The following is a 22,976-nucleotide window of genomic DNA, read 5'->3' as shown; positions in this document are numbered from 1 at the left end:
CAGCGCCGCCGCATCCGCAGGTCCTAGACTCCCGCACATGGCCGACGGACTCTGGTGGTTGCCCTCCCTCCTCGTCTTCGGCGCCGCGGCGGTCGTGCTCGGCGGGGCCGTCGTCGGATTCCGCCGGCTCAGCACCCGCCGCGAGCAACGCGAGCTCGAGCAGGGGCGCGCCGCTGAGGTGCAGGCGAAGGCGCGCATCGTGCAGGCCGACGACGCCGTGCGCGACGCGGAGCGCGAGGTGGCGTTCGTCGAGGCGCAGTTCGGCGCGGCATCGGCCCGCGAGCTGCGGACGACGGTCGATTCGGCTCGGGCGTGGCTGCGCGAGGCGTTCCTGCTGCAGCAACGCCTCGACGACGCCGAGCCCGATTCGGCGGCGGAACGGCGCAACTGGACGGTGCGCATCGACGACCTGTGCCGTTCCGCGCTCGCCGCGATCGTCGACGCCGACGCGGCGCTCACCGCGCGACGCAGGGCCGAGCGCGGTGCGGGCGCCGAGCTGCCGGCACTCCGCGAGGAGGCCGCGCGCCTCGAGCGGCGACGAGCCGAGGCGTCGCAGACGCTCGATCGGCTCGCCACCCGCTTCGACGCGACCGCGCTCGCCGGTGCGCGGTCGGCGGCGTCGCGCACCGAGGCTGCGCTGGCAGGTGCGGCGGAGGCGCTCGATGAGGCCGAGCGCCGCGTTGCGGGCAGCCGTCCGGTCGCCGACCGGCTCGGCGTCGCAGGCGACCGGGTGGCGGCGGCCGAACGCGAGCTCGGCGACCTCGAGGGCTTCGAGCTCGAGCTGGCCGCCGCGCAGGCGTCGGCGACCGAGGAGGCCGCGGAGCTCGAGGCTGAACTCGCTGCCGCGCGCCAGGAGCGCGACGGCGCCGATGACGCGGATTCGGGGGCGCGGCTGGGCGCGGCGATCGGCGAAGTGTCTGCGATCGTCGCCGCACGTGGCGAGGTGTCCGGTGACCCGTTCGTGGATCGCGACCGGCTCCGTGCCGCCCGCGACCGGCTCGAGGTCGCACGTGCAGCGGCGCGCACCGCGCAGAATCGGCTCGACGGCGCACGCGGAGCACTGGGCGGCGCGATCGCGATCGCCGAGAGCCAGTTGCGGGTCGCGCGAGCTGCGATCGACCGGGGCCGCGGCGGTGTCGGCGCCGACGCACGCACCAGGCTCGCCGAGGCCGAGCGGCAACTCGTCATCGCGCGACAGGAGCCCGACCCGGTGGCCGCCCTCGATGCGGCGCGGCGCGCGACCTCGCGCGCGAGCGACGCCGAGGCGCTGGCCATGTTTGACATCCGCGGGGGGTGAGTTCGGGGTGCCCCGGTCATCGACCGGCTCACGGGACGCGCGCGGAGGTCGCAGCTCGGGGTGAGCAAGACGCGTTGACCGCGTGACCCGTGGCCGATTCTGCGGATCCCGCCCTTCGAAGCATGGGTCCTCGCGTGAATCGATGCTCAGCTGATACCGAGCGCCCCCAACGTTCTCCGCGTTACGCAATTGTGAGGACTTCGGGCACTACGCGGGCGTTACGGTGCAGTCATGTTGAAGGATCGCGGGAAGCTCCTCGTTGTTGCGGCCATTGCGGCGGTGCCCCTGTTGAGCGGGTGCACTGGCAGCGGTGATGGCAGCATCCGAACAAGCGCGACCGAGCCGGAGACGGAGGGCTCGGCGGAATCGCGCAATCTCACTCTTCCGGTTGAGATGATGATCACCGCGGACGGCGAAGCGACCCGCCTGCAGAGAACGGTCGCCCTTGATGTCGCCGTCATCCTTGAAGCTCCGACCGTCACCCAAAGCGCCCCGAACGTTCGCCGCGATGAGGAAGTCATCCTCAGGCCGTTGCAGTAGTCAGGGCGGTCACACGTCATGAACACCCCCGCGGGCATCGACCTCTCTGCGACTGACCACCGGAAATCGGAGCCGAGGATGCGCCGCGCGATTGCCTCCGTTCTGAATGCCGCAACGCTTGCCGGGGTCGCGGTCTCCTTGTCGGGCTGCGTTGTGGCATGCCCAGCGATCGCGTACATCTACACTGGGCCAGCTGTGCTCGAGTTCAGCGAGCCAGTGGCGAGTACAACGTCGGTCGCCGCCTGCTTCGGCGACGCATGCACACCCGCTGATCTGGCTCGCGAAGATGGACAGCGGTGGGAGGTTCCTCAGGAGGACCCATTCATTCGGGACGGTATGGGCGACGGCTCGATCCAGACGGTGCGCGTGCTCGTGACGGATGACGAGGGCCGGACCCTGAGCGACAAGGCATACGAGATTCCGGTGACCGTCGAGCGGGGGGGTGTGTTCGGGGAATGTGGAGGCCCGTTCCAGTTCGAACCCGTCAGCATCACGCTATGAGCCGCGGTGCTGCTCGAAGGCTGATTCCTTCAACGACGGGCGGAGTGTTGCTGGTCGGTGTGTTGACGCTCGCGGGCTGTGCGCCGCCGGCAACAACGGGGGACGGTGAGGGTTTCCACGGCGGTGGGTCGAAGGCCGAGCGGGTGGTGAGCGGGTTCGTTGACGGTTGGGGAGGGCCTGAACCGGACCCCCTCGATCATCAGCCGGTCGTCGGATGGTTGAGTGACGACGACTTCGGGGTAATCACGATGGGCAGCAGCAGCTGTCCGTCAGTCGCCGGCGACCTGCAGGTGCTCGCTGCAGACGAGGTGCGGATCGAGTTCGGTCAGTCACCGCACGATCCGTGCACGGCCGACATGTCGCCGACCACGCACGTGTTCCAGCTGCCGTCGTCAGTGGACGGCCGGCCGCTGACCGTCATCGTCGAGGAGCACGACACGGAGTACGTTCTCGAGCTTCGATGATTCCGTGAAGGTTGAAGCGCCGGTACGGAACCGCCACAGGCTGGGCGCTGTCGAACTACCTCGAGGCGGTACCGCTCACTACGGCGCGATGGGTGTTCTGGTCCGGTCTGTGCGTGCTCATCGTCGTGCTGCTCTACATCTGGCCGCTACTGTTCATGTTCACCTTCCGACCTGCATAAACCCAGCCCGCTGCGGATCAGCAACGACTCAACAGATCACGCTGGCCCACGGGCTGTCTTCGTAGGCGGTTGGCAACTTCGGGCTCAGCTGGGCGGCCTCGTTCCGGCCGACTGACCAGCGGCCTCCCATCCCCTTCCCGCGGGAGGCGCGGAGCTTGCGTCTGGGTCGAAAGCGCCGTCTCCATCATTGCCTGCCGACAGGCCGAGGATCTGGCTGAAGTCTTCCTGATGAACGCGGCCGTCCGGGGTGGCCGGCGATCGATCGTAGCGTTCGATGACGAGCGCGGCGGCGTCGGCGAACTGGCCGAGGTGGGTGTCGAAGTCGGCGAGTCCGAGCTCTCGCGCGAACCTGGACCCGTACTCCTCATCGAAAATCGTCGTCGGGTACTCGGGGACCACCGGCTTGATGATGTGGGTGGAGGGGTAGCCGTCGATGGCGCGGGCCCACCTGTGGCCAGTGCGGACGAGGACGATCTTGGATTGGACGCCGTTCAGTGACGTCTTCCCGCGGCGGGGTTTGTTGCCGAGCGGTGCGACGCGGACATCCTCGAGCATCCGGCGTACGTCGGCGTCTTCGAGGGATTCAGTCGCAGGGGTGCACGGCTCGTCTGGTAGATCGGGGTCCCAGACCTGAAGAGCGCCAGCGATGTCGCGGCCGTAGGTGGCGAGCATGCCGAGGATGTCGTCGCGGCGCACGCCCGCTTCTGCGGCGAGCCGATCTCGCGCCATGCCCTCGGGGAGGAGCTCAGCGAAGAAGTTGGCGCGGATCCGTTTCTGCGTGCGAGGCGGCCGCGGGACGAGCGGGACGGCAAGAGACATGGCTGTGCTGCCGAGTCCGTATTCGCGGATGGCGTCCTCGTCGGCCCGGAAGTCGAACTCGCTTCCGGTGCCGACGAGATGTCCGATCTGCCGTCCGTGGAGTTCGACGATGAGCTTCCTGTCAGCCACGCGGGCCTTCTGGCACGTCGAGGGTGACGGTGACTCCGGTCTCTCGGAGCGCTTCGAAGATGCGGGTGATGGCTTTGGAGTCCTTGCCCGCTTCAAGCTCCCACACGTATCGCTGCGTGGTGCCCAGTCGTTCGGCGAGGTCGCGCTGGGTGATTCCGGCCGCGAGGCGGGCTTGCTGGATCGCGACGCCGAGGGCGGCTGCGTCGGCGATCTTCGCCTTGTAGGACACTGTCGCTCCTTTCGACTACGTTTTCCACATCATCATACTCGACTACCTTTTCAACATCAATCCGATGTACTACATTTTCAACGTCAAGCGGATTGACTACATTTCCAACGTCACGCTGAGCCGATGTGACCCCACGGCAATCGCACAACGGAGTCATTCACACAGCGTCATATGCCGCGTCACGTGCGAATCGGCGCGATTACGCTCGGTGCATGTCCCAGAGCACCCCCGAATTCGACCCGCGCGCGCAGGCGAGCTACCAGGTCCGCTTCGATCAGGGCGTCACGGGCGCGCAGCGCATCGGCGGCGGCGCCGACGTGATCGTGTGGGTCGACGTGCTGGCGGATGTCCCGTCTCGGGCCATCCCCGAACTGCCGGCGGGCCCGGCCGTGCTCGAGGCCGGTTTCATCGACGTCGCCGCCGTCGCGGCGTGGCTGCTCGCCGAGCAGGAGCGCATCGGTCGGCGGGTCTTCATCGCCATCGTCGCAGCCGGCGGCTCCGACGGCGCATTCGCCGCCGACGACGTGCTCGCGGCCGGCGCGATCGTCGATGCGCTCATCGACCTCGGCATCGACGACACCTCGCCTGAGGCCGCCGTCGCCTGCGGGGCCTTCACCTCGCTGCGCCGGGCGGTGCGGCACCTGACGGGCGCGTCGGGTTCGGGCCGCGCCGCAACGGCAGCGGGCGTCGATCCGGCTGTGGTGCACGCAGCGAGCGGGCTCGACTCCTCGTCTTCGGTGCGCATCACCCGCACGGGAGCCGACGTCGGCGCGGTGGACGCGACGACGGCATAGGGCTCCCGTCCGAACCCGCCCCGAACCCCTCAGGCGGCGACGTCGGCGGTGGCGGGGCGCTTGCGGGCGCGATGCGCGCGCACCTTCGCACGATTGCCGCACCGTTGCATCGAGCACCAGCGCCGGGTCGCCGCGCGCGACGTGTCGAGGTAGACCATGCCGCAGTCTTCGCCCGAGCAGGCGCGGATGCGACCGGAATTCACCGGGTCGAAGAGGTCGACCGCGTCGCGGGCGATCGTCGACAGGGACTGCGGCACGGTATGCACCGAGCGCCCGACCTGACGTGTGCCGCCCACGATCGACGGAGGAACGTCGGGCGTCGCGGCATAGAGGTTGACGACGTCGATGTCGGCGGGTGAGGGCGCCTCGCCGCGGCTGGCGCGAAGCGCCATGCGGCCGACGGCGTCGCGCAGCGAGATCGCGTCGAAGAGGTCGCGCGTGCGCGCCACGCCGATGGCGACCGGGAACCGCTCGCGCAGCCACGCGCTGAGATCATCGGGAGTGTGCAACCGATCGGCTCGGGGAGCCTGGCCCGAGCCGACGACGATGCCGGTCGTGGCGAAGTCGAGTGCGAGCGAACCCGAGTCGAACCACCACCGCGTGCCCTCGGCGGAGACGAGCCATTGCCCGACGGGGATCGACACGGTTGAGACGGGCACAGCACCAACCTATCGGGTCGCGGGCTACCCGGCCGCGGCGCTCGCAGCCCGGCGACGCACCGCCGAGGTGATCTCGCGGTGGTGCCAGATGATGAGGTTCGCCGTGTCGAACCCGCGGCGGCAGAGGCCGCAGCTGAGCGGCCGGCTCGGCTCGCGGTAGCGGAAGTGCTCGTGCCCCGCCGGGCACTGCCCGATCCACGGGGCGAGCTCGTGCGCGACCTCGCCGTCATGCGTGCGACGACCGACGTAACCGAGCTGGGCGGCGATCGCAGCCCACTTGGGCCCGTGCGCCGCGCGCGGGCCCGCGAGGGCGTGGGCGACCTCGTGCAACAGGATCTGGTGGATCTCGTCGTCGTCGTAGCGGGCCGCGAGGTAGCGCGACACCGAGATTCGCTTGGCCGTGTAGTTGCACAGGCCCGCCCGCTTCTTCGCGTTGTCGAACCCGAACGACCACTCGGCAGCATCGAGATGCAGCACGATGAGCGCCTCTGCCCACCGCCGCACCCGTTCCAGATCCGCCATGGGATGAGAATAGACCCGCGCAGCGACACTCGGACCCGAATTCCGCGTCCCCAGAACGGGGAGCAACGGGTGCCTCATCCGACCGGTTCGAGCCGCACCCGGAAGAGCCGGTCGTCTCCCTCGCGGGGCGACCCCCGCCCGTCGGTGTTGTTGCCGATGAACCAGAGCGACCCGTCGGGCCCGGCCGTCACGTCGCGGATGCGCCCGAGCTCGTGGGGGAACCACTCGGCCGCGGCGAGCTCGCCACCCGCCGTCGCGGGCGCGACCGACCAGATCCGCTGCCCGCGCAGTGCCGCGAGGAACAGGGTGTCGCCCACGATCGCGAGCCCCGACGGACTCGCCTCGGAGGTCGGCCACTGCATGACGGGGTTCACGAACCGCGGGTCATCCGCCGCCCCCTCGACGACCGGCCAGCCGTAATCGGCGCCCGCCTCGATGCGGTTGAGCTCGTCCCACGTGTTCTGGCCGAACTCGGCCGCCCACATGCCGCCGGAGGCATCCCACGCGATCCCCTGCGGGTTGCGGTGCCCGAGCGACCAGGTGAGGTTGTCGAAGGGGTTGCCGGGCGCCGCCTCGCCCTCGGGCGTCATGCGCAGGATCTTGCCCGACAGCGACGACGGGTCCTGTGCGGCGTCGCGGTCGCCCGCGTCGCCCGCGGTCGCGTACAGGAACCCGTCGGGCCCGAAGGCGATGCGCCCGCCGTTGTGATTGCCGGCACGCGGAATGCCGGTGAGGATCGGCTCGGGAGCGCCGAGCTCGAGTGCGCCGGGAACGCCGGTGAGGGGCATCCGAACGATGCGATTGTCGGATGCCGCGGTGTGGTACGCGTAGACGAACGGCCCGCGTTCGCCCGTGCTCGGCAGGTACGCGAGGCCCATCAGGCCGCCCTCGCCGCCCGCGACGACGCCCGCCACCTCGCCGGCAACGCGCAGCGACCCGTCGCCGAGCACCTCGACGATGCGACCCGAGTCGCGTTCGCTCACGAGCACGCCGCCGACCGGTACGCGCAGGATCGACCAGGGCGCCGCGAGGCCCGACGCGAGCACCTCGGGCTCACTCGCCGGCAGCAGCACCGGCGGCGGTTCGACCGGTGCCGTCGCCGACGGGTCGGGCGAGGGGAACGGCGAAGGGGCAACTGACGCGGGCGGCGCGACGGGTTCGGGCGTGCACGCCGCGAGCAGCACGGCGGCGGCCACGACAGCTGCGCCGAGGACGAACCCCCGGGCGGCGCGGCGTCGTGGCCGCCGGTCGTTGGGCGTCGTGCGTCGCATCGGAGTCCCTCCCGCTCCAGTGTGCCCGCGGCGACGGCAGAATGGGAGCATGCGACCGGCGATCGACCTCAACAGCGACTTGGGCGAGTCGTTCGGCGCATGGCGCGTCGGCGACGACGAGGCCATGTTCACGCTCGTGTCGAGCGCCAACGTCGCGTGCGGCTACCACGCGGGCGATGCCATGACCATGGCCGCGAGCGCACGACTCGCCGCACGCCACGGGGTGTCGCTCGGGGCGCACCCCGGCTATCGCGACCTCGTCGGCTTCGGTCGCCGGCCGTTCGAGACCACACCGGCAGAGGTCGCCGCCGAGCTCCTCGCGCAACTGGGTTCGCTCGACGGGGTCGCGCGCGCCGCCGGCACCAGGGTGAGGTACGTCAAGGCGCACGGTGCGCTCTACCACCGGCTCTCGATCGATGCGGCGGCGGCTCGGGCGTTCGCCGAGGCGGTCGCCGCCTACGACGCGGCGCTGCCGATCCTCGGGCAGCCCATGAGCGAGATCGAGAAGGCCGCCGGTGACGTCGGCCTCACCTTCGCTCGCGAGGCCTTCGTCGACCGCGGCTACGTGGCCGACGGCTCGCTCGCCCCGCGGGGCGAGCCCGGCGCGGTGATCGACGACCCGGCGGCGGCATCCGATCGCGCGCTCGAGCTCGTCGAGACCGGCGCCATCGCCGCAGACGACGGCAGCCGCGTCGAGCTCGCTCCCGACTCGCTGTGCCTGCACGGCGACACCCCCGGCGCCGTCGCGATCGGCAGCGCGGTGCGCGCCGCGCTCGAGGGCGCCGGGTACCGCATCGAGGCGTTCGCGTGAACCGTCGATTGCTGCCGAGCGGCGAGGCGGCGGTGCTCGTCGAATGCGACGGCCTCGACGAGGTGCTCGCCCTGCACGACGCGCTCGCCGCCGACCGGCTACCCGGGGTCGTCGAACTCGTGCCGGCCGCCCGCACCGTGCTCGTGGGGGTCGATACCGACGTGCTGCCGCTGGAGTCGGCGATGACGTGGATCCGGCGTGCCACGCTCGCGGCGCCGGTCACCGGTGAGCGCGAGGCCGCCGATGTCGCGACGATCCCGGTCGTCTACGACGGCGACGACCTCGCGGCGACGGCGCACCTGCTCGACATCTCGACCGAGGCACTCGTCGACGCGCATCGGTCCGCCGAATGGCGGGTCGCCTTCGCGGGCTTCGCCCCCGGCTTCGGCTATCTCGTCTGCGACGACTGGCCCTACGAGGTGCCGCGCCTCGACGCGCCGCGCACGCGCGTGCCCGCGGGCGCCGTGGCGCTCGCCGGAGCATTCGCGGGCGTGTACCCGCGCCAGAGCCCCGGCGGCTGGCGCCTCATCGGCCGCACCGACGCGGTGCTGTGGGACGCGCAGTCCGACCCGCCCGCGCTCCTGGTGCCGGGGCGACGCGTGCGGTTCGAGGCGGCCGACTGATGGCCCGGCTCGTCGTGGAGCAGCCCGGCCCGCTGGCCCTCGTCGAGGATCTCGGGCGCGCGGGGTTCGCGCACCTCGGCGTCTCGCGGTCGGGAGCGCTCGATCGCGGCGCGGCCAGGCTCGCCAATCGGCTCGTGGGCAATCCCGACGGGCGCGCCGTGCTCGAGGTGCTCGTCGGCGGGTTCCGGGCACGATTCGAGGGCGCCGAGACGTGGTTCGCGGTCACCGGCGCCTGGGGACGGGTGACGCTCGACGGCCGACCGGTCGCGCCGTACGCGGCGGCCCGCGCCCGACCGGGCTCCGTGCTCGAGCTCGGCGCGGCAGAGCGCGGCATCCGCTACCTGCTCGCAGTGCGCGGCGGCATCGACGAACCGCCCGTGCTCGGTTCGCGCGCTCGCGACACGCTCGCCGCGCTCGGACCCGAGCCCCTCGCGCCCGGCCGCGTGCTCGCGATCGGGGCGGAGCCCGCGGCATCCGTGCCGCTCATCGACCAGGACGCGGCATTCCCGCCCGCGGGCGGCCCGGTCACGCTCGCGCTCCTGCCGGGCCCGCGCGCCGATTGGTTCACCGATGCCGCACGCCATGCCCTCTTCGAGACGCCCTGGCGGGTGACCGAGCGGGCCGACCGTGTCGGGGTGCGGCTTGTGGGCGCGCCGCTCGCCCGCCGGGTCGAGGGCGAGCTCGCGAGCGAGGCGACCGTGCCCGGGTCGATGCAGGTCGCCGGCGGCGGCCAGCCCACGATCCTGCTCGCCGACGGGCCGGTCACGGGCGGCTACCCGGTCGTCGCGATCGTCACGCCGGCGTCGCTCGACGTGGTCGCGCAGGTGCGGCCGGGTCAGGAGGTGCGATTCCGGCACGCGTGATGGCTGGAAAAAACACTTCACATGCGGCGTCGAGTATGGAAGTATCTTCCGAAACCGAACCCTACGGAGGATCGACGATGACCACCGACACCACGCCGCCCGCCCTGCCGGACGCGGGCTTCGATCGACGCGGCTTCCTGACACTCGCGGTGGCGGGCGCCGCCGCATCCGCATTCACCGTGACCGTCGGCACGCTCTCGGCCGGCCCCGCGTTCGGCGCTGCCGCGAACGAGCCCGACGCGGCGGTCGCGCCGCGCAAGCGCGAGCTTCGCGCCATGTGGATCTCGTCGGTCGTGAACATCGACTGGCCGTCGCGCACGGGACTGACCGCCGACGAGCAGCGCGCCGAGTTCCTGCACTGGATCGACGTCGCCGAGCAGTTCAACCTGAACGCCGTGTTCGTGCAGGTGCGCCCCACGGCCGACGCGTTCTGGCCGAGCCCGCTCGAGCCGTGGTCGCAGTACCTCACGGGCGTGCAGGGCCAGCACCCCGGCTACGACCCGCTCGCCTTCATCGTCGACGAGGCGCACCGCCGCAACCTCGAGCTGCACGCCTGGTACAACCCCTACCGCGTGTCGATGCAGGCCGACCCGGCGAAGCTCGTGCCCGAGCACCCCGCACGGGTGCACCCCGAGTGGATCTGGCCCTACGGCGGCAAGCTCTACTTCGACCCGGGCCTCCCCGAGGCGCAGGAGCACATCCAGCAGGCGATCCTGCACTCGGTCGAGCACTACGACCTCGACGGCGTGCACTTCGACGACTACTTCTACCCCTATCCGGTCGCCGGGCAGACGATTCCGGATGCCGCGACCTACGCCGCGCACGGCGCCGCCTTCGACGACATCGCCGACTGGCGGCGCCACAACGTCGACACGTTCGTGAGCTCGGTGTCCGAGCGCATCAAGGCGTTGAAGCCCTGGGTGAAGTTCGGCATCAGCCCGTTCGGCATCTGGCGCAACCGCGCCACCGACCCGCTCGGCTCCGAGACCGGCGGCTCGCAGTCGTACGACCTGCAGTTCGCCGACACCCGCAAGTGGGTGCTCGAGGGCTGGCTCGACTACATCAACCCGCAGATCTACTGGCAGTTCGGGCTCGCCGTCGCCGACTACGCGAAGCTCGTGCCGTGGTGGGCCGACGTGGCCGCGACATCCGCCACGCACCTCTACATCGGCGAGGCGCTCTACAAGGTGACCTCGGGCGTGTTCACCGATCCGGCCGAGCTCTCGAACCACCTGACCTTCGACCGCGAGATCGATGCCTCCGGCACGCCCGTGCACGGCAACGTGTACTTCTCGGCCAAGCACGTCCCCGCCGACCCGCAGGGCTCGATGTCGCGCGTGCTCGCCGACCACTACGCGCGCCCGGCGATCGTGCCGGCCATGGAATGGCTGCCGGCGACCTCGGTGCGCCCGCCCGTGCTCGCCGATCCCGAGCGCAGCGATGCCGGCGTCGCGCTGCAGTGGTCGGATGCGGTGACACCGAGCCGGCGGGCGACCTCGTTCGCGGTCTACCGCGTCGACGGCGGGGGCTCGAGCATCGACGTCGAGGACGCGGCGAACCTCGTCGTGACGCTCAGGGCGACGCCCGGCGTCGTGCAGCGCTGGGTCGACGAGGGCGCCGAGCCCGGCCGCGAGTACGCGTACGCGGTCACGGCGCTCGACCGCGTCTGGAACGAGAGCGCGCCGAGCCGGGTCGCCGCGATCGCCTGAGGCCTCAGGCGCCCGGCTTCGCGAGGAACACGCTGCGCGCGGGCGGCGGCGAGGGCACTGCCGTGGCATCGGTCACGACGGGGGCACCCGCGATGAACCGGCGGAGCTCGTCGCCCTCGACGAGCTTCGCCGGGGCGGGGTCGCTCGCGAGACGGCGTGGCATCGCATCGAACGGCAGCGGTTGGTTCGACGCGTACATGACGACGTTGCCGAAACGCCGGCCCTTCAGCATGGCGGGGTCGGCGGCGATCGCGACGTGCTCGAAGACATACGAGAGCGTCGACGCCTGCGACCGGGCGAACGCGAGGCCCGCGCCGTCGGCGACGTTCACCGCGACGATGCCGGCGGGCGCCAGCCGCGGCACGACGAGGCCGTAGAACTCGGCGCTCGTCACGTGCGCCGGTGTGCGAGCCCCCGAGAAGATGTCGACGACGGCGAGGTCGACGGCGCCGTCGAGGCCGGCCGGCAGCTTCGCGAGCACCTCTCGGGCATCGCCGTGACGGATGCGCAGCTGCGCGCCGCGGGGGAGCGGCAGGTGTTCGCGAACGAGGTCGACGAGATCGGACTCGAGCTCGACGACCTGCTGTCGCGACCCGGGTCGCGTGGCGACGATGTACCGGGGCAGGGTGAGGGCGCCGCCGCCGAGGTGCACGGCCGTGATCGCCTGCCCCTCGGGCCGGACGAGGTCGATCGCGTGCCCGATGCGCCGCACGTACTCGAATCCGAGCCACTCGGGCCGTTCGAGCTCGACGTGCGACTGCGGCGTGCCGTCGACGAAGAGGGTCCATGAGCCGGGAGTCTGGCGGGACTCCTCGAGCTGGGCGAGGTGCCCGCTCACGGCGAGGCGGCGTTCGAGATCTGGCACGGTGGCCACGCTACCCCCTGCCCGCCGTGCCGCTGACGGTCGGGTCAGCACGCTCCCCACAGCGCGAAGTCGAGGCGCGCGCCCGTGAGGACTTCGGCAGGATGCGGGCCGTTCGCCGCGAGCCGCTCCGCGAGCCGTCCGGGAAGCCCGTCGGGCGCCGCGACGAGCACCGCATTCCCCTCATCGTCACCCGACAGCACCGAGGCGTCGGCGGTGACCAGCAGCTCGGCGGTCGGGTCGGCCCGGGCGACGGCACGCGCCTGCGCGCGCAGTCGCTCGAGTCCCGCGGCATCGGCCACGTTCACGGTCAGCAGCCCGCCGGGGGCGACGAGCGCGAGACATCCGCTCATGAACGACGGCGTCGCGACGAACGCGGGCGGTTCGAGTCGGGCGTACAGGTCGACGATGACGACGTCGAACGGCATCTGCGACGCGAGGTCGCCGATGACGGATGCCGCATCGCCGACCACGAGCGCGATGTCGGCGCCGATCGGCAGCGGCAGTCGGGCGAGCACGAGGTCGAGCAGCTCGGGATCGAGCTCGACGACCACCTGCCGGGAGCCGGGCCGGGTCGCAGCGATGTAGCGCGCGAGCGTGAGCGCGCCGCCGCCGAGGTGCAGGGCGTGCAGCGGTGAACCCGGCAGTCCGATCGCGTCGACGACGTGGCCGATGCGGCGCACGTACTCGAAGAACAGCCGAGTCGGGTCGTCGGGGTCGACGTGCGATTGGGCCGTGCCGTCGACGAGCAGCGTGAGTCCCGTGGCCGAGAAGATGTCGGCCTCGAACTCGATGCGATGCTGCCGCCCCGGCTCCACTGATGCATCGTCCCACGTGAAGCGGCGATCGGAGTCTCGGTCGTCGTGGTGTGCGCGCCGTCGCGAAGCTGGGTTATACCTGAGATCCGCGGCGAGGTCAAGAATCGACTGGACACGGCGCGTCTGGAGCCATATAGTTAACCTTTGCGCTCCCAGACCCACCATGCCTTCATATTGCGGTCGGCTTCGTGCGTGCCGAGACCTCCAGGTCTCCGGCATCCGCACCTCGTCTGAGGGGTACTCAACTCTCCGCTACCGACAGTGAACCGGCCGATGGGCCATGGAGGTTATTCACTTGGCTGCTGCGCGCAACGCAACCACGCCCACCCCCAAGAACGGACGCGGTGCCAGCCGCCTCTCGTTCGCGAAGGTCACCGATACCCTCACGGTACCCGACCTGCTCGCACTCCAGACCGAGAGCTTCGACTGGCTCGTCGGCAACGACACCTGGAAGGCCCGCCTCGCCGATGGCAAGGCCGCAGGTCGTCAGGACCTGCCCGAGACCACCGGTCTCGAGGAGATCTTCGAAGAGATCTCGCCGATCGAGGACCTCGGCGAGACCATGCAGCTCTCGTTCACGAACCCCGAGCTCGAGCCTCCCAAGTACACGATCGACGAGTGCAAGGAGAAGTCGAAGACCTACTCCGCTCCGCTCTACGTGAACGCGGAGTTCATGAACCACCTCACGGGTGAGATCAAGACCCAGACCGTCTTCATGGGCGACTTCCCGCTGATGACCCCCAAGGGCACCTTCGTCATCAACGGCACCGAGCGCGTCGTCGTGTCGCAGCTCGTCCGTTCGCCCGGCGTCTACTTCGAGCGCACCCCCGAGAAGACCTCCGACAAGGACATCTACTCGGCACGCGTCATCCCGAGCCGCGGAGCGTGGCTCGAGTTCGAGATCGACAAGCGCGACCAGGTCGGCGTTCGCATCGACCGCAAGCGCAAGCAGTCGGTCACGGTGTTCCTGAAGGCCCTCGGCCTGACCTCCGAAGAGATCCTCGAGGAGTTCGCCGGCTACGAGTCGATCGCCCTCACCCTCGAGAAGGACAACATCCTCACGAAGGAAGAGGCGCTCAAGGACATCTACCGCAAGCTGCGCCCGGGCGAGCAGGTCGCCGCCGAGGCCGCGCGTGCGCTCCTCGACAACTTCTACTTCAACCCGAAGCGCTACGACCTCGCCAAGGTCGGCCGGTACAAGATCAACAACAAGCTCGGCCTCGAGGCGCCCCTCACCGACTCGGTGCTCACGGTGCAGGACATCGTCGCCACGATCAAGTACCTCGTCGCCCTCCACGACGAGCGCGACACGATCGCCGGCCGCCGCGGTGGCAAGGCAATCGACATCCGGCTCGACGTCGACGACATCGACAACTTCGGCAACCGTCGCATCCGCGCGGTGGGCGAGCTCATCCAGAACCAGGTGCGCACCGGCCTCAGCCGCATGGAGCGCGTCGTGCGCGAGCGCATGACCACCCAGGACATCGAGGCGATCACGCCGCAGACCCTGATCAACGTGCGACCCGTCGTCGCCGCGATCAAGGAGTTCTTCGGAACGTCGCAGCTGTCGCAGTTCATGGACCAGAACAACCCGCTCGCGGGCCTCACGCACAAGCGCCGCCTCTCGGCGCTCGGCCCCGGCGGCCTCTCGCGTGACCGCGCGGGTGTCGAGGTCCGTGACGTGCACCCCTCGCACTACGGCCGCATGTGCCCGATCGAGACGCCCGAAGGCCCGAACATCGGCCTCATCGGCTCGCTCGCGTCGTTCGCGCGCATCAACTCGTTCGGGTTCATCGAGACCCCCTACCGCAAGGTCGTCGAGGGCCGGGTCACCGAGCAGATCGACTACCTCACGGCGATGGAGGAGGACGACTACATCGTCGCCCAGGCCAACGCGCCGCTGAAGGCCGACGGCCACTTCGTGGAAGCCCGCGTGCTCGCCCGCAAGAAGGGCGGCGAGGTCGACCTGTTCCCCGCCGACGAGATCGGCTACATGGACGTCTCGCCGCGCCAGATGGTGTCGGTGGCGACCTCGCTCATCCCGTTCCTCGAGCACGACGACGCGAACCGCGCCCTCATGGGTGCGAACATGCAGCGTCAGGCGGTGCCGCTGCTGCGCAGCGACTCGCCGTTCGTCGGCACGGGCATGGAGGGCTACGCCGCGATCGACGCCGGTGACGTCATCACCGCCGACAAGTCCGGTGTCGTCACTGAGGTCTCGGCCGACGCCGTGACCGTGCAGCTCGACGAGGGCGGCACGCAGACCTACTTCCTGCGCAAGTTCGACCGCTCCAACCAGGGCACGTCGTACAACAACCGCGTCATCGTGAACGCGGGCGAGCGCATCGAGGCCGGCGAGGTCATCGCCGACGGTCCTGCGACCGACAACGGCGAGCTCGCGCTCGGCAAGAACCTCCTCGTGGCGTTCATGCCGTGGGAGGGCCACAACTTCGAGGACGCGATCATCCTCAGCCAGAACCTCGTGAAGGATGACGTGCTCTCGTCGATCCACATCGAGGAGTACGAGGTCGACGCGCGCGACACCAAGCTCGGCAAGGAAGAGATCACCCGCGATCTCCCCAACGTGAGTCCCGACCTCCTCGCCGACCTCGACGAGCGCGGCATCATCCGCATCGGTGCCGAGGTGCGCCCCGGCGACATCCTCGTCGGCAAGGTCACGCCGAAGGGCGAGACCGAGCTCTCGGCCGAAGAGCGCCTGCTGCGCGCGATCTTCAACGAGAAGAGCCGTGAGGTTCGCGACACGTCGCTGAAGGTCCCCCACGGTGAGCAGGGCACGATCATCGCCGTCAAGGTGTTCGACGCGCAAGACGGTGACGACGAGCTCGGCTCGGGCGTCAACCAGCGCGTGGTCGTGTACATCGCCCAGAAGCGCAAGATCACCGAGGGCGACAAGCTCGCCGGCCGTCACGGCAACAAGGGCGTCATCTCGAAGATCCTCCCGGTCGAGGACATGCCGTTCCTCGCCGACGGAACCCCGGTCGACGTCATCCTGAACCCGCTCGGCATCCCCGGCCGCATGAACTTCGGCCAGGTGCTCGAGACCCACCTCGGGTGGGTCGCCAAGCAGGGCTGGAAGGTCGAGGGCAACCCGGCGTGGGCCAAGAAGCTCCCGAAGGACGCCCACGAGGCCGTGCCCGGCACCAAGGTCGCGACCCCGGTGTTCGACGGCGCGTTCGAGGAGGAGATCGCGGGTCTGCTCGACTCGACGCTCCCCAACCGCGACGGCGAGCGGCTCATCGACTCGAGCGGCAAGACGCAGCTCTTCGACGGCCGTTCGGGCGAGCCCTTCCCGTACCCGGTCTCGGTCGGCTACATGTACATCCTCAAGCTGCACCACCTCGTCGACGACAAGATCCACGCGCGTTCGACGGGCCCGTACTCGATGATCACCCAGCAGCCGCTCGGTGGTAAGGCGCAGTTCGGCGGTCAGCGATTCGGTGAGATGGAGGTCTGGGCGCTCCAGGCCTACGGCGCGGCCTACGCGCTGCAGGAGCTCCTCACGATCAAGTCCGACGACATCCTCGGCCGCGTCAAGGTGTACGAGGCGATCGTCAAGGGCGAGAACATCCAGGAGCCCGGCATCCCCGAGTCCTTCAAGGTGCTCATGAAGGAGATGCAGTCGCTCTGCCTGAACGTCGAGGTGCTCTCGGCCGACGGCACCGCGGTCTCGCTCCGCGACACCGACGACGAGGCCTTCCGTGCAGCGGAAGAACTCGGCATCAACATCTCCGCGCGCTTCGAGTCGTCGAACATCGACGAGATCTAAGCCAGGCCAGTAGACGACTAGAGAACTTTCCAAGGAGAGAAATTGCTCGACGCAACGACTTTTGACGAGCTTCGTATTGGCCTGGCCACCGCAGAGGACATCCGCAAGTGGTCCTACGGTGAGGTCAAGAAGCCCGAGACCATCAACTACCGCACCCTGAAGCCCGAGAAGGACGGTCTGTTCGGTGAGCAGATCTTCGGCCCGAGCCGCGACTGGGAGTGCGCCTGCGGCAAGTACAAGCGTGTGCGCTTCAAGGGCATCGTGTGTGAGCGATGCGGTGTCGAGGTCACCAAGTCCTCGGTGCGCCGTGAGCGCATGGGCCACATCGAGCTCGCCGCCCCGGTGACGCACATCTGGTACTTCAAGGGTGTGCCGAGCCGACTCGGCTACCTGCTCGACATGGCGCCGAAAGACCTCGAGAAGGTCATCTACTTCGCCGCCTACATGGTGATCGACGTCGACGACGAGGGTCGTCACGCCGACATGCCCGGTCTCGAGAACGAGCTCCGCCTCGAGATCAAGACCATCGGCGACCAGCGCGACGCGCGCATCGCCGAGCTCATGAAGCGCAAGGAGGCCGAGCTCGAGCAGCTCGAGGCCGAGGGCGCCAAGAGCGACCAGAAGAAGCGCGCCGAGGCGGCCGCCGACAAGGAGATGACGCAGGTCCGCAAGTCGGGCGACGAGCAGATCGCGCACCTCGAGCGCGTGTGGGAGGACTTCCGCACCCTCAAGGTCGGCGACCTCAAGCCCGAGGACTCGGTCTTCCACGAGCTCCAGGACCGCTTCGGCATGTACTTCGACGCCTACATGGGCGCCGAGGCCATCAAGAAGCGCCTCCTCTCGTTCGACCTCGCCGCCGAGGCAGAAGACCTGCGCCTGCAGATCGCCGAGGGCAAGGGCCAGAAGAAGATCCGCGCCATCAAGCGACTGCGTGTCGTGAGCTCCTTCCTCGCCACGGGCAACTCGCCCGCCGCGATGGTGCTCGATGTCGTGCCGGTGATCCCGCCCGAGCTGCGCCCGATGGTGCAGCTCGACGGTGGCCGGTTCGCGACATCCGATCTCAACGACCTCTACCGTCGCGTGATCAACCGCAACAACCGCCTGCGTCGCCTGCTCGACCTCGGTGCGCCCGAGATCATCGTGAACAACGAGAAGCGCATGCTGCAGGAGGCCGTCGACGCGCTGTTCGACAACGGCCGCCGTGGTCGCCCGGTCACGGGTACCGGCAACCGCGCCCTCAAGTCCCTGAGCGACATGCTCAAGGGCAAGCAGGGTCGATTCCGCCAGAACCTGCTCGGTAAGCGCGTCGACTACTCGGGCCGTTCGGTCATCGTCGTCGGCCCGCAGCTGAAGCTGCACCAGTGCGGTCTGCCCAAGCAGATGGCGCTCGAGCTCTTCAAGCCGTTCGTCATCAAGCGCCTCATCGACCTGAGCCACGCGCAGAACATCAAGGCTGCCAAGCGCATGGTCGAGCGTTCGCGCCCGCAGGTGTGGGACGTGCTCGAGGAGATCATCCGCGAGCGCCCCGTGCTGCTGAACCGTGCGCCCACCCTGCACCGTCTCGGCATCCAGGCGTTCGAGCCGCAGCTCGTCGAGGGCAAGGCCATCCAGCTGCACCCGCTCGTGTGTGCCGCGTTCAACGCGGACTTCGACGGCGACCAGATGGCCGTGCACCTGCCGCTGTCGGTCGAGGCGCAGGCCGAGGCCCGCATCCTCATGCTCGCCTCGAACAACATCCTGAAGCCGTCCGACGGGCGTCCGGTGACCCTGCCCTCGCAGGACATGATCATCGGCCTGCACCACCTGACGACCGAGAAGCCCGGCGGCGCCGGCGAGGGCCGCGCGTTCTCGTCGATCGCCGAGGCGATCCTCGCGTTCGACCAGAACAAGCCCGGCGACCTCGCGCTCGACCTCGGGGCGAAGGTGAAGATCCGTCTCGACGGTCTGCACTTCGCCGAGGGCGACGAGCCCGAGGGCTTCGAGTCGGGCAAGCCGTTCCTGCTCGAGACGACCCTCGGTCGCGCCCTGTTCAACGAGGCGCTCCCGGTCGACTACCCGTTCTTCAACAAGCAGGCGGGCAAGGGCCAGATCTCCGAGATCGTCAACGACCTCGCCGAGCGCTACCCGAAGACCGAGGTCGCCGCGACCCTCGACCGCATCAAGGACGCCGGCTTCCGCTGGGCGACCCGATCGGGCGTGACCGTCGCGCTCTCCGACATCATCACGCCCCCCACCAAGGGCGAGATCGTGTCGCGGTACGAGAAGCAGGCCGCCAAGGTGCAGTCGCAGTTCGAGAAGGGTCTCACGACCGACCTCGAGCGTCGTCAGGAGCTCATCCAGATCTGGACGAAGGCCACCGACGAGGTCGCCGTCGCGATGCGCGAGAGCTTCCCCGAGGACAACACCATCAACCGCATGGTGTCGTCCGGCGCCCGTGGTAACTGGCTGCAGATCCGCAACATCGCGGGTATGCGAGGCCTCGTGAACAACCCGAAGGGTGAGATCATCCCTCGCCCGATCATCTCGAGCTACCGCGAGGGCCTCTCGGTCGCCGAGTACTTCATCGCGACGCACGGTGCCCGCAAGGGTCTGGCCGACACGGCCCTCCGTACGGCCGACTCGGGTTACCTCACGCGTCGTCTCGTCGACGTCTCGCAGGATGTCATCATCCGTGAAGACGACTGCGGCACGACCAAGGGCCTCGACCTGCCGATCGCGGCGGTCGACGCGTCGGGCGAGCTCGTGCGCGACCCGAACGTCGAGAACGCGGTCTACGCCCGCAGCCTCGCGGCCGATGCCGTGAACGCGAAGGGCGAGATCGTCGCCGAGGCCGGTGAGGACGTCGGTGACGTGCTCATCGCCAAGCTCATCGGTGCGGGTGTCGAGAGCATCAAGGTGCGCTCGGTCCTCACCTGCGAGTCCGCTGTCGGCGTCTGCGCGAAGTGCTACGGTCGTTCGCTCGCGACCGGAAAGCTCGTCGACATCGGCGAGGCCGTCGGCATCATCGCGGCCCAGTCGATCGGCGAGCCCGGCACGCAGCTCACGATGCGTACCTTCCACACCGGTGGTTCGGCTTCGGCCGACGACATCACGCAGGGTCTTCCCCGCGTGCAGGAGCTCTTCGAGGCGCGTACCCCGAAGGGTGCGTCGCCCATCGTCGAGGCTCCGGGTCGCATCACGATCGACGAGACCGACAAGCAGCGCAAGGTCATCCTCACGCCCGACAACGGCGACGAGCCCATCGCGTACAACGTGCTCAAGCGTTCGACGCTGCTCGTCGAAGACGGGCAGCACGTCGAGCTCGGCCAGCAGCTGATCGTCGGCACCGTCGACCCCAAGGAGGTCCTCCGGGTCAAGGGCGTCCGCGAGGTGCAGAAGCACCTCGTGAACGGCGTGCAGGACGTGTATCGCTCGCAGGGCGTGCCGATCCACGACAAGCACATCGAGGTCATCGTGCGCCAGATGCTGCGCAAGGTCACCGTCGTCGACCACGGCGACACCGACCTCCTGCCCGGTGAGCTCGTCGACCGATTGAAGTACAACGGCATCAACCGCGCGACGCTCACCGAGGGCAAGAAGACGGCCTCGGCCCGCCAGGAGGTCATGGGTATCACCAAGGCCTCGCTCGCGACCGAGTCGTGGCTGTCGGCCGCGTCCTTCCAGGAGACGACCCGCGTGCTCACGCAGGCCGCCATGGAGGGCAAGTCCGACCCGCTCGTCGGCCTCAAGGAGAACGTCATCATCGGCAAGCTGATCCCCGCCGGCACCGGACTGCAGAAGTACCGGAACGTCGCGGTCGAGGCAACGGAAGAGGCGAAGGCGGAGCGTTACCCGAACCGCATCTTCACCGACGACGCGGCCTTCAGCGAGGGCGACCTCAGCTTCGTCGACTTCGATGCGTTCTCGAGCGACGACTTCACGCCCGGCAACTACAGCTGATCCCGGTGATCGAGCGGTGGGTCGAGTAGGCGCGAAGCGCCGTATCGAGATCTAGGCGCGAAGCGCCGTATCGAGATCGAACGAAGGGCCCCGGAGCGATCCGGGGCCCTTCGTCGTGCGTGAAGCGGATGTCCCGACGGGAGGCGATTCGCATCGGTGAGGTTGCCGAGATTCGCCGCGACACGGCGATACGCTCGCCACATCGACATCGATATCGAGCGCAGGAGCCGCGATGACCGAGCATCCCGAGCAATCGTCCGACCGGCGTCCGCTGGCGAAGCGCCCGGTCTTCTGGCTGGGGCTCGTGGCGGCTCTGCTCGCGATCCTCGTGGCACTCGTCGTCGGCATGCTGATCGGCGGGGCGACGGGGACGGCGCCGACGCCCTCGCCGACCTCGGTCGATCGGCCCACTCCGGCCGCGCAGACACCGACCGCGGTCGTCACCCCGCCGGCGCCCGACGCGGCGCCGATCCCCGACGACTGCACGGGGATCTACACCCGCGACTGGCAGGGCGAGCTCGACCTCGCGCTGAATCCGACCTGGACCGACGAGCCCGAGAGCGGCGTCCGGTATGCGAGCGATGACGTGGGCCTGCAGACCATGCTCGAGGGCACGACCCGGCTCACCTGCATCTGGGCAACTCCCGAGGGCGGCAGCGATGTCGGCATCACCACGAACATCGCGGCGCTCTCCGAAGTGCAGCAGGAGGAGACGCGCGCGGCACTCAACGCTCTCGGCTACAGCTGCTATGAGGAACTCGAGGGCACGAGATGCGTCGTCGAGCAGGAGGGCGAGGTCGGGGCGTTCGGCGAGTCGCACTTCCTGCGATCCGGTGTCTGGATCGCGACGGCTTGGGTGAATGCGGCGCCCGACGGGTACACGCACGACATCGTCGCCGCGATCTTCGGCTGATCACCGCGCGGCGCGGGATCCCGCGCCGCGGCGTGTCGTGGCGTTACAGTGGTGGCCGACAGCGGGCACGAGGGTGCCCGAAAGGAGCCCGACCATGAGCAGCACGACTCCCGGTTCCGAGCCCGGCCGCGCCGACGACGCGTCGGGCGTGTCCGACGAGGCCGCGGTCGACGAGACGGCGCACGAGGAGGCGACGCCCGCTGAGACGGCGGCTCACGAGACGGCGCCCGATGACGCATCCGTCGACGAGACGCCGCGCGCGCAACCGGCAGCCGACGAAGCGGCGCTCGCCGATGAGCCCGCGATCGAGCGCGAACCGGCGGCATCCGAGCCGGTCGACCGCGAGCCGACCACGACCGAGCCGGTCGAACACGAAGGTGCGGCCGCCGCCCCTGAGCCCGTCGCGGCCGAGCCTGCCGCCTCCGAGCCCGCCGCTCCCGAGCCCGAGGCGACGACCTCGCGCCTCGACGAGGCCGTCGCCCGCGCGAACGCGGGAGCCGCGACATCCGAAGACGACGGCATCGACGACACCGACTCCACGCCCGCGCCCGTGCCCGCCGGGTCGGTGCGACGCGAGACCTACGTGCCGGCCTCGACGGCCGCAGCGGGTGCCACCGCGGGTGCAGCCACCCTCGCACCCGAACCCGAGCCCCTCTATGTCGCGCCGACCCCCGGCCCGCAGACCATCTACGTGCAGGCGCCGACACCGCCGAAGCGGAAGGGCAACCGGGGATTCGGCATCCTGGTCGCGCTCGTCGGCACCGTGCTGTTCGCGCTGCTCTACGCGGCCATCGGCTACCTGGTGCTGCTCACCGGGCCCGATCCGTCGGGAGACTTTGCGAGGTTCCTCGGGGGCGACCGGTGGCTCGTGTTCTGGGTGCCGATCGTGGCGTTCTTCGTGGGCTTCATGCTGCTCGCCGTCGTCATCAACCGCGGTCCCTGGTGGACGTATGCGGTGTTCGGGATCCTCGTCGCGGCGCTCGTCTACTTCTCGTACATCGGCGGCGCGCTGATGACGGTGCAGGCTTGGAACCTCTCGCTCGACGAGGCGTCGGCGTTCGTGTCGCAGCGCTGGCTCGACCCCTTCGCGATCGTGGCGGCCGCGATCGCGCGCGAGATCCCGATCTGGCTCGGCGGCTGGATCGCCGCGCGCGGTCGTGGCGTCACCGAACGCAATCGGCTCGCGCTCGAAGAGTACGACCGGCAGATCGCCGCCGGCCCGCAGCTGCAGAGCTGAGCACCGACGC

Annotated in this window: 21 protein-coding genes; 14 read left to right on the top strand and 7 right to left on the bottom strand. The window is 69.6% G+C overall.

Features of this window, described 5'->3' with window-relative positions; genetic code table 11:
• Positions 1–37: 37 nt before the first annotated feature.
• The 5 genes from LSF15_RS08445 (at position 38) to LSF15_RS08425 (ending at position 2,981) form a co-directional block, all read left to right on the top strand.
• A complete protein-coding gene (locus tag LSF15_RS08445; RefSeq protein ID WP_232498085.1) occupies positions 38–1,297 on the top strand; it encodes a hypothetical protein in 1,260 nt (419 codons plus the stop codon).
• A gap of 231 nt (positions 1,298–1,528) precedes the next feature.
• A complete protein-coding gene (locus LSF15_RS08440) occupies positions 1,529–1,837 on the top strand; it encodes a hypothetical protein (protein ID WP_232498084.1) in 309 nt (102 codons plus the stop codon).
• A gap of 18 nt (positions 1,838–1,855) precedes the next feature.
• Positions 1,856–2,338: a hypothetical protein gene (locus LSF15_RS08435; RefSeq protein WP_232498083.1), complete on the top strand. Its 483-nt coding sequence runs from the start codon at positions 1,856–1,858 to the stop codon at positions 2,336–2,338.
• A complete protein-coding gene (locus LSF15_RS08430) occupies positions 2,335–2,802 on the top strand; it encodes a hypothetical protein (RefSeq protein ID WP_232498082.1) in 468 nt (155 codons plus the stop codon). Before LSF15_RS08435 ends, LSF15_RS08430 begins: the two co-directional genes overlap by 4 nt.
• An 11-nt stretch (positions 2,803–2,813) precedes the next feature.
• A complete protein-coding gene (locus tag LSF15_RS08425; protein WP_232498081.1) occupies positions 2,814–2,981 on the top strand; it encodes a hypothetical protein in 168 nt (55 codons plus the stop codon).
• An 84-nt stretch (positions 2,982–3,065) separates the two neighbouring features.
• On the opposite strand, the gene LSF15_RS08420 is transcribed toward LSF15_RS08425, so the two are convergent.
• Both LSF15_RS08420 and LSF15_RS19035 read right to left on the bottom strand, forming a co-directional pair.
• Positions 3,066–3,929 carry a type II toxin-antitoxin system HipA family toxin gene (locus tag LSF15_RS08420; protein WP_232498080.1) on the bottom strand — a complete coding sequence of 288 codons (864 nt, stop codon included), beginning with the start codon at positions 3,927–3,929 and terminating at the stop codon, positions 3,066–3,068.
• A complete protein-coding gene (locus LSF15_RS19035) occupies positions 3,922–4,158 on the bottom strand; it encodes a helix-turn-helix domain-containing protein (protein ID WP_232498079.1) in 237 nt (78 codons plus the stop codon). The genes LSF15_RS08420 and LSF15_RS19035 overlap by 8 nt, the downstream gene beginning before the upstream one ends.
• Positions 4,159–4,370: 212 nt before the next feature.
• On the opposite strand from LSF15_RS19035, the gene LSF15_RS08410 reads away from it, so the two are divergent.
• On the top strand, positions 4,371–4,952 hold the full coding sequence (locus LSF15_RS08410; protein ID WP_232498078.1) for a 2-phosphosulfolactate phosphatase: 582 nt from the start codon (positions 4,371–4,373) through the stop codon (positions 4,950–4,952).
• A gap of 29 nt (positions 4,953–4,981) precedes the next feature.
• Here the strand turns inward: LSF15_RS08410 and LSF15_RS19030 are convergent, their stop codons facing one another.
• From LSF15_RS19030 to LSF15_RS08395, 3 genes are all read right to left on the bottom strand, one after another.
• Positions 4,982–5,611, bottom strand: coding sequence for a CGNR zinc finger domain-containing protein (locus tag LSF15_RS19030; protein ID WP_232498077.1), 630 nt, complete (start codon positions 5,609–5,611; stop codon positions 4,982–4,984).
• Positions 5,612–5,635: 24 nt separating this feature from the next.
• Positions 5,636–6,133, bottom strand: coding sequence for a SprT-like domain-containing protein (locus LSF15_RS08400; protein ID WP_232498076.1), 498 nt, complete (start codon positions 6,131–6,133; stop codon positions 5,636–5,638).
• 74 nt (positions 6,134–6,207) lie between these two features.
• Positions 6,208–7,404 carry a PQQ-dependent sugar dehydrogenase gene (locus tag LSF15_RS08395; protein ID WP_232498075.1) on the bottom strand — a complete coding sequence of 399 codons (1,197 nt, stop codon included), beginning with the start codon at positions 7,402–7,404 and terminating at the stop codon, positions 6,208–6,210.
• A 49-nt stretch (positions 7,405–7,453) separates the two neighbouring features.
• On the opposite strand from LSF15_RS08395, the gene LSF15_RS08390 reads away from it, so the two are divergent.
• From LSF15_RS08390 to LSF15_RS08375, 4 genes are all read left to right on the top strand, one after another.
• Positions 7,454–8,215 carry a LamB/YcsF family protein gene (locus LSF15_RS08390; RefSeq protein ID WP_232498074.1) on the top strand — a complete coding sequence of 254 codons (762 nt, stop codon included), beginning with the start codon at positions 7,454–7,456 and terminating at the stop codon, positions 8,213–8,215.
• Positions 8,212–8,838, top strand: coding sequence for a 5-oxoprolinase subunit B family protein (locus LSF15_RS08385; protein WP_232498073.1), 627 nt, complete (start codon positions 8,212–8,214; stop codon positions 8,836–8,838). Before LSF15_RS08390 ends, LSF15_RS08385 begins: the two co-directional genes overlap by 4 nt.
• Positions 8,838–9,701: a 5-oxoprolinase subunit C family protein gene (locus LSF15_RS08380; protein ID WP_232498072.1), complete on the top strand. Its 864-nt coding sequence runs from the start codon at positions 8,838–8,840 to the stop codon at positions 9,699–9,701. Before LSF15_RS08385 ends, LSF15_RS08380 begins: the two co-directional genes overlap by 1 nt.
• A gap of 77 nt (positions 9,702–9,778) precedes the next feature.
• A complete protein-coding gene (locus LSF15_RS08375; RefSeq protein ID WP_232498071.1) occupies positions 9,779–11,410 on the top strand; it encodes a glycoside hydrolase family 10-like protein in 1,632 nt (543 codons plus the stop codon).
• Positions 11,411–11,414: 4 nt separating this feature from the next.
• Here LSF15_RS08375 and LSF15_RS08370 read toward each other — a convergent pair whose 3' ends face one another.
• Together LSF15_RS08370 and LSF15_RS08365 are read right to left on the bottom strand one after the other, a co-directional pair.
• Complete coding sequence (locus LSF15_RS08370) at positions 11,415–12,275, bottom strand: spermidine synthase (protein WP_232498070.1); 861 nt, start codon at positions 12,273–12,275, stop codon at positions 11,415–11,417.
• 44 nt (positions 12,276–12,319) lie between these two features.
• A complete protein-coding gene (locus LSF15_RS08365; protein ID WP_232498069.1) occupies positions 12,320–13,090 on the bottom strand; it encodes a spermidine synthase in 771 nt (256 codons plus the stop codon).
• A gap of 295 nt (positions 13,091–13,385) precedes the next feature.
• On the opposite strand from LSF15_RS08365, the gene rpoB reads away from it, so the two are divergent.
• From rpoB to LSF15_RS08345, 4 genes are all read left to right on the top strand, one after another.
• A complete protein-coding gene (rpoB, locus tag LSF15_RS08360; RefSeq protein WP_232498068.1) occupies positions 13,386–16,877 on the top strand; it encodes a DNA-directed RNA polymerase subunit beta in 3,492 nt (1,163 codons plus the stop codon).
• A 42-nt stretch (positions 16,878–16,919) separates the two neighbouring features.
• Entirely contained in the window at positions 16,920–20,816 is a 3,897-nt protein-coding gene (gene rpoC, locus LSF15_RS08355; protein ID WP_232498067.1) for a DNA-directed RNA polymerase subunit beta', read from the top strand.
• A gap of 232 nt (positions 20,817–21,048) precedes the next feature.
• Positions 21,049–21,729 carry a hypothetical protein gene (locus LSF15_RS08350; RefSeq protein WP_232498066.1) on the top strand — a complete coding sequence of 227 codons (681 nt, stop codon included), beginning with the start codon at positions 21,049–21,051 and terminating at the stop codon, positions 21,727–21,729.
• 94 nt (positions 21,730–21,823) lie between these two features.
• Positions 21,824–22,966, top strand: coding sequence for an ABC transporter permease family protein (locus tag LSF15_RS08345; RefSeq protein WP_232498065.1), 1,143 nt, complete (start codon positions 21,824–21,826; stop codon positions 22,964–22,966).
• Positions 22,967–22,976 lie beyond the last annotated feature (10 nt).

It is taken from the genome of Agromyces humatus, from assembly GCF_021228295.1.
Lineage (GTDB): Bacteria > Actinomycetota > Actinomycetes > Actinomycetales > Microbacteriaceae > Agromyces > Agromyces humatus.
The sequence above is the reverse complement of the archived record's forward strand: the minus strand, read 5'-3'. Positions and strand labels throughout refer to the sequence as shown.